The organism is Thiocapsa sp. (assembly GCF_011390875.1).
Lineage (GTDB): Bacteria > Pseudomonadota > Gammaproteobacteria > Chromatiales > Chromatiaceae > Thiocapsa.
The window spans coordinates 1-7038 of the sequence record NZ_JAABRP010000230.1 but is presented as its reverse complement, the minus strand read 5'-3'; the positions used below and the strand labels follow the sequence as shown (position 1 = coordinate 7038).

The following is a 7038-nucleotide window of genomic DNA, read 5'->3' as shown; positions in this document are numbered from 1 at the left end:
TATCGCCGCCTGCGGTTGTTGTTGGCCCATCTGCTGAAATGGCAATTCCAGCCCGCGGGACGCTGCAACAGTTGGAAAGGGACGATTCGCATCCAGCGCAACGATATTGCACGGTTGTTCAAAGAGACCCCCAGCCTACGCCGCTTCCTGACCGATGAATTGGACGAGGCCTATCCCGAATCCGTGGAATGGGCAGCAGATGAAACGGGGCTCGCGGACGAGTCCTTTCCCAGCGCCTGCCCCTATTCGATCGACGAGATCTTGAGCCGGGATTTCTGGCCCGATTAGCGATCGCGCCCGTACCGCGTGGTGCGCAGCCCAGCGGCCGCGGAGGGTCGCCGGACACCGCGGATCGGCGTCCTCAATCCTCAAAGGGCGACGACCGGGCTGGCCCGTTTGTGCGGTTTTGCCGCCAGTGCCGGGGACTCAGCCCCGCCCAGCTCCGAAAGGCGCGGGAAAAGGCATTGGGGTCGGCATACTGCACGGCCGCCGCGACATCTGCGACCGGAAGATTGGTGTCGTGCAGGAGTTGTTTGGCGATCTCGAAACGCTCTTCATCGACGAGCTGCTGCAAGTGCTTGCCCTCGTGCGCAAGGCGTCGCCGCAGCGTCCGTTCACGGATCCCGAACAGGCGTGCAATCGCATCGGCCGACGCGTTTCCGCCGCGAATCATCTGATGCAGCACGCCGCGCACCTGCTCGGCGAAACTCATCGGGTCGTTGGCCGTCGCTTCGCGAATCGCTCGGGTGAAGACGCCATAGAGCCGCGGATCGGCACCGGCAACGGGCTGCAGGAGCCAGGAGGAGGCGAACAGGATTGCCGAGACCTCGGCGTCGAAGGTCGGCGTCGCTCCGAACACGCGGCGATACGGGGCGATCGTGGCGGGTCGGGCGTGCGAAAGCTGCACGCGCACCGGCTGCCACGCGGGACCGCACAGCTCGCGCAGCATGCCGAACGCGATGGCGATCGCGGCGTCGTTGATCTGGGCGGTCGCCGGTGTGCCGTGTCGATAGATCGAATACCCGAGCGTGACGGACGAGGGATCTGGGGCCAGCAGGACCGGCGCGGCGCCACGATCAGTCAGATGCAGATGCAGCAGCAGGCTGCGGACGGCGTCGCCGACGGTAGGTGAATGACGCATCAGGGAGCCGAGTGGACGCAGTGCCCGCAGGTTGAAGCGTTCACCGACCAGGAGTCCGAAGTGGTTGCATTGCGTGAGTGCGACGCAGATGTCGAGCAGGCGCCCGAGCGGCTCGATCGCGATGCGTGCCTCGGGGTCATCCAAAAGGCCGGGATCCACTTCCGCCTCGGCAAATGCTCGGCCGGGGCTCACGCCTAGCTCGGTCAGGACGGCCGGGAGCGCAAGGATCGGACCGACCCAAAGATCGCCGAACCGACATCGGTTCCCTACGACCGACGCGTCGGCTCCGGTGGGTGGGATCGTCGCTTCGCGGGTGCGGGAATCCTCTGACATTGCCGTTTGTCTCGGTCAAGTGCGGCCGGAATTGCAAGGTAGCTTATCAGTCCCTTTGTTAGATTCCACGTCCGGGCGAGCGTCCACCGTTGCTGTCGATGGATCGGAGCCGTCGGCTTCCAGAGAGCCGACACACGCACCGACAGACGCGGCGTCGTCCCTGCGCCGTTCCTGCCCTTCGGAAGTCCCCTGAATCGTCACCAAGAGGCCCTACGATGCGTACGACACGCGTGTTTTTTCCATGGGATCGGCCAGGCTTGCTGGGCCCGATACTGCTGGTCGGTCTCGCGCTCGCAGTCGGCAGTGCATTGGCCGCTGATCAGGGGCCGCGACGCCATGCTCAAGGCCAGTTCGACGGTGCGACCGGTCTCTACGTGGTGGCCGAAGGGGATGACCTGAGCGCGATCGGCGAGCGGCTGGAGGTGCCGGTGGCTGCGTTGAGGGCGGCCAATCGGATCGAAGGCGATTTCCTGCGAGTCGAACAGCGTCTCCAGGTGGTGACCGGCGCTCCCGAGGTTGCGGCCTCCGGTGGCGTGCAGGTCACCGGTGCCCTGGGTGCACCGGATGCGACGACGACGATCAGCGGTGCCCAACTCCCGCCCCCCGACCCCAAGTTCGGCGGTGTGATCAAGAACGACGCCCTGCAATCCAAGCCCTGGTGGGCTCCGCGCGTAGTGCCGCCGAAAGACGCGCCCAACGTGCTCCTGATCATCACCGACGACTCCGGCTTCGGCGTGCCGAGCACCTTCGGCGGGGTCATTCCGACCCCCTCGATGGACCGCATTGCGAACGAGGGTCTGCGCTACAACCGGGTCTTCTCCACCGCGCTCTGCTCGCCGACCCGCGCCGCCCTCATCACCGGGCGCAACCACCATTCGGCCGGCTTCGGCGTGATCTCGGAGCAGTCCACCGGCTTCCCCGGCTACAACAGCATCATCGGCAAGGACAAGGCCACCATCGGCCGAGTTCTGCTCGACAACGGTTATGCCACCTCCTGGTTCGGCAAGGATCACAACGTGCCGGCCTTTGCGGCCAGCCAGGTCGGGCCCTTCGATCAGTGGCCCACCGGCATGGGTTTCGAGTACTTCTACGGTTTCGTCGGCGGCGATGCCAACCAGTGGCAGCCCAACCTGTTCCGCAACACCACCCAGATCTATCCGTTCGAGGGCAAGCCGGAAGGCACCTGGAATCTGGTCACCGCCATGGCCGACGACGCCATCGACTATATGACGCGCATACACCAGATCGACCCGAGCAAGCCGGTCTTCATCAAGTACGCCCCCGGTGCGACGCACGCGCCGCATCATCCCACAAAGGAGTGGGTGGACAGGATCAGTGCCATGCATCTCTTCGACGACGGCTACGAGAAGCTGCGCGAGCGGATTTTCGAGAACCAGAAGCGCCTCGGCGTGATCCCGCAGGATGCGACGCTGACGCCCTGGCCGGCCGACGTCCTGAAGCCCTGGGATCAGCTCACTGCGCAGGAGCAGAAGCTCTTCATCCGGCAGGTCGAGGTCTTTGCCGCCTATGCCGCCTACAGCGACCATGAGATCGGCCGTGTCATTCAGTCCTTCGAGGACTTAGGCAAGCTCGACAACACCCTGATCATCTATATCAACGGCGACAACGGCACCAGTGCCGAGGGCGGGCCGCTGGGCACGCCCAACGAGGTCGCCTTCTTCAACGGCCTGAACAAGCTGCCCGCCGAGGTGCAGATGAAGTGGTACGACGTCTGGGGCACCGAGCAGACCTACAACCACATGTCGGCCGGTTGGTCCTGGGCCTTCGACACGCCATTCGACTGGTTCAAACAGAATGCCTCGCGCCTCGGCGGGATCAACCAGAACATGGTCGTCTCCTGGCCCGCGCGCATCCAGGACAAAGGGGCCCTGCGGGAGCAGTTCGTGCACGTGATCGATGTCGTGCCGACGATCCTGGAGGCCGCCGGCATCGCCGCGCCCGAGGTGGTCGACGGCATCGAGCAGGCGCCGATTGAGGGCACCAGCTTCGCCTACACCTTCGATGCGGCAAACGCCAAGGCGCCCTCGCGGCACCAAACTCAGTACTTCGAGATGATGGGCCAGTGGGCGCTTTACCACGATGGCTGGCTCCTGAGCACCCAGGTGAATCGCGCACCCTGGGAGGCCTTCGGTCCCGCCAATCCGGACCCGCTGAACAACCAGGTGCTTCAGCTCTACGACCTCGGTACGGACTTCACCCAGGCCGAGGACATCGCCGCGAAGCATCCCGAAAAGCTCGAAGAGCTGAAGGCCCTATTCGTCGCCGAGGCCAAGAAACACCAGGTCTTCCCGCTGGACGCCTCGGTGGCGGGCCGGATCGTCGCGCCGCGGCCGAACATCACCGCCGGACGCAGCGAGTTCGTCTACACGCGGCCGATGGTGGGCCTGCCGCAGGGCGACTCGCCGCTGCTGCTCAACACCTCCTACACCATTACCGCCGACATCGAGGTGCCCGAGGGCGGCGCCGAGGGCATGATCCTCACCTCGGGCGGGCGTTTCGCCGGCTACGGCTTCTATCTGCTCGAGGGCAAGCCGGTGTTCCTGTGGAACCTGGTGGATCTCGAACGCCTCAAGTGGGAGGCGCCCGATGCGCTGCCCCCGGGTCGGCACACCCTCGAATTCGACTTCCAATACGAGGGCCTGGGCGCCGGCACCCTCGCCCTGAACAACTTCAGCGGCGTGGGCCGTCCCGGCACCGGCACGCTGAAGGTCGACGGCAAGGTGGTGGATACCAAGCGGATGGAGAAGACGCTGCCGATGATCCTGCAGTGGGATGAGAGCTTCGATATCGGCTCCGACACCCTGACCGGCGTCAACGACGCGGACTACCGGCCGCCGTTCGCGTTCACCGGCACGCTCGAGAAGCTGACGATCAAGATCGACCGTCCGCAGCTCTCGCCCGACGACATTCAGCAGATCAAGGACGCGGCGGCCAAGGCGGCGGATCAGCACTGACGACATGGCGCCCGCGGCGCGGGTCTCGCGGGCCAAGGTCAAGGGGGAAAACCGGGCAGGGATGCCGGGGTCTCGCTGTATTCGATAACTTGGAGAAGAATTCCGATGAAACCAAAGTCGACGATGGGGACTCGTTCGAACGCCCGACCCTCATCCTTCCTGGCTTTGTGCACGATCGCCTTGGTCTGCCTCGGTGTTGCCGGCACCGTCCAGGCCGGGGACAGCGGGCCGCGCCGTCACGCCGAGGGGCAGTACGACCCGGCAACGGCGACCTATAGAGTCGTCAAGGACGACGATCTGACGGCCATCGCCGAACGGCTCGGCGTCAGCGTCGCCGAGCTGCGTGCGGCGAACGGGCTCGGCTCCGACAGGATCGACATCGGCCAGGCGCTGAGGATCGCGACAGACTCGCCGAGCGCTTCACCGAAGTACGCGCCCGATGTGCCGGCGAAGATCACGACGCCCGATACCGTCGAGACCAGGATCGGCACGCTGCGCTTCCAGGACGGTGCGCCGGACCCCGCGACGGTTCAATTGGCTTACGATCAGCTCGATTTCGGCCGGAGTATCGATGCCTTTCTCAAAGGGATGTCCGCCACGTCGGTCTATGCGGCCTGCAGGGGTCTGGAGGAGGCGGGCGTTAAGCCGAACCAGGGCATCGGTATCTCAGAGGAGCTGCTCGATGCCCGCTCGCTGTTCCTGACGGCCAATACCACTACCGTCTACACGATGGCCTGTCTCGACCTGAACGACGAGCCGATGGTACTGCGCGTGCCGCCGCGGGTCCTGGGTCCGATCGACGACGCGGATTTCCGCTGGGTCACCGACGTTGGGCTGACCGGCCCGGACAAGGGGGCGGGCGGGGATTACCTGTTCATCCCGCCCGGCTATCAGGGAACAGTCCCCGCAACGGGCTATCACATCATGCGGCCGCGCACCAACCGGCTCCTGATGTTCTATCGCGCCTTCGTCGAGAAGGGCGACATCGCGGCGGCAGTGGAGGGCGTCAAGTCCAAGGCCGCTGTCTTTCCACTCGCGCAGTCCGGGAATCCGCCGGCCACTCAGTTCGTGAATCTCTCCGGGGTCACGTTCAACACCATCAGCGCCAATGATTTCAGTTTCTACGAGGAGCTGAATGGCGTGGTGCAGAATGAGCCCGCCGATTGGGTCGACCCGGATACCGTGGGCCTGTACGCCGCGATCGGCATCCGCAAGGGGCAAGCGTTCGCGCCGGATGCGCGCATGAAGACGATCCTGACCGAGTCGGCGGCCGTCGCCAACGCCATCGCGCGCGCGAACCTGCTCGCTTCGCGCGATCCGCGGACCCGCATCTACCCCGACCGGCAGTGGATCACGCCGTTCGTGGGCGGCAGCTACGAGTTCCTGCAAGGGGCGGAACGCCTTCTCGACGCGCGGATCATGTTCTTCTACTACGCGACGGGGATCACCCCGGCGATGACCGAAGCCAAGCCGGGCATGGGCTCGGCCTACGCGGGAGTCTTCCGCGACTCAACAGGGAACTACCTGGACGGCGGCCGTACCTACCGGGTTACCCTGCCGGGTCCCGTTCCGGTCAAGGACTTCTGGGCCCTGACCGTCTACGACAATCAGACCCGTTCGATGCTTCCGACCGATCAGAAACGGGCAGGCGTCGACAGCACGCTCCCGGACATCCGGACGAACCCGGACGGTGGCGTGACCGTCTGGTTCGGACCCGAGCCGCCGCTTGGGCATGAGGGGAACTGGGTGCAGACCATTCCAGGCAAGGGTTACAGCGTCCTTCTGCGTCTCTACGGACCGCTCGAGCCCTGGTTCGACCAGACCTGGCGACCGGGAGACTTCGAGGAGGCGAGGTGATTCGGGGCGCGCGTGTGTGAAGGGTGCGGGCACTGGATGCCCTGCTCTGCGCGCCTCCGGCCGCGCCTGTCGCGGCCCCGACCCCAAGTGGTGTTTCCGAGATCGGGACTCGACGCTTGGACGTTCTCATACCGATCGGAGCTTCAAGCGACACACATGAAACAGACGACACTCGCCCTCGCGGTACTGGCTCACGCAACCGCCCTGTGCGTCGGAACGCTGATCGCGTTCCCCACCGTCGCGGAGGTCGATCCCTTCGACGGGAACTGGCACTTCAGCGTCACTCCCTACCTCTGGCTGCCGAATGTCAACGGCGACTTGGACTATGACCTGCCGCCCCGCGTGTCGGACGCCCTAGAATCCGATGTCCGCCGCCTCGGCACGGAGATCGGACCCAACGACTATCTGTCTAACCTGCAATTCGCGTTGATGCTGAGCGGCGAGGCGCGCAAGGGGGCTTGGTCGGTTGTTACCGACATCATCTACCTGGACCTCGGCAATCAGGACTCCGACATCCACACCTTCCGCGGACCCCGCGGCGAACCCTTGCCCAACCTGTCTCATCAGGCCGAGACGAGTCTGAGTGCGGCGGTATGGACCCTGGCCGGCGGCTATACCCTGTCCCGAGGCGCTTGGGGCAATGTCGATCTGCTCGCCGGTTTCCGCTACCTGGGTCTGGATACCGATCTGAAGTGGCAGCTCGCGGGCAGCGACGATCGGCTCGATCGCACC

At 65.1% G+C, this 7038-nt stretch carries 5 protein-coding genes; 4 read left to right on the top strand and 1 reads right to left on the bottom strand.

The window, feature by feature from the left end; genetic code table 11:
* Positions 1-288, top strand: a 288-nt coding sequence (locus GPT33_RS15795; protein ID WP_296810708.1) for a DUF29 domain-containing protein, incomplete at its 5' end; no start/stop codon positions are given.
* Positions 289-361: 73 nt separating this feature from the next.
* Here the strand turns inward: GPT33_RS15795 and GPT33_RS15790 are convergent.
* The gene (locus tag GPT33_RS15790; RefSeq protein ID WP_296810706.1) at positions 362-1474 is read right to left on the bottom strand and encodes an AraC family transcriptional regulator; all 1113 of its coding nucleotides are present in this window, start codon (positions 1472-1474) and stop codon (positions 362-364) included.
* Between the two features lie 257 nt (positions 1475-1731).
* On the opposite strand from GPT33_RS15790, the gene GPT33_RS15785 reads away from it, so the two are divergent.
* The 3 genes from GPT33_RS15785 to GPT33_RS15775 all read left to right on the top strand — a co-directional run.
* Entirely contained in the window at positions 1732-4449 is a 2718-nt protein-coding gene (locus GPT33_RS15785; RefSeq protein ID WP_296810704.1) for a sulfatase-like hydrolase/transferase, read from the top strand.
* Between the two features lie 105 nt (positions 4450-4554).
* Positions 4555-6306, top strand: a complete 1752-nt coding sequence (locus GPT33_RS15780; RefSeq protein ID WP_296810703.1) for a DUF1214 domain-containing protein — start codon at positions 4555-4557, stop codon at positions 6304-6306.
* Between the two features lie 156 nt (positions 6307-6462).
* A partial coding sequence (locus GPT33_RS15775) for a hypothetical protein (protein ID WP_296810700.1) occupies positions 6463-7038 on the top strand: 576 nt, incomplete at its 3' end.

Bases quoted from the DNA above. Each gene is read 5' to 3' on its own strand.
- GPT33_RS15790 (WP_296810706.1), bottom strand. From the start codon at position 1,474: ATGTCAGAGGATTCCCGCACCCGCGAAGCGACGATCCCACCCACCGGA.
- GPT33_RS15780 (WP_296810703.1), top strand. From the start codon at position 4,555: ATGAAACCAAAGTCGACGATGGGGACTCGTTCGAACGCCCGACCCTCA.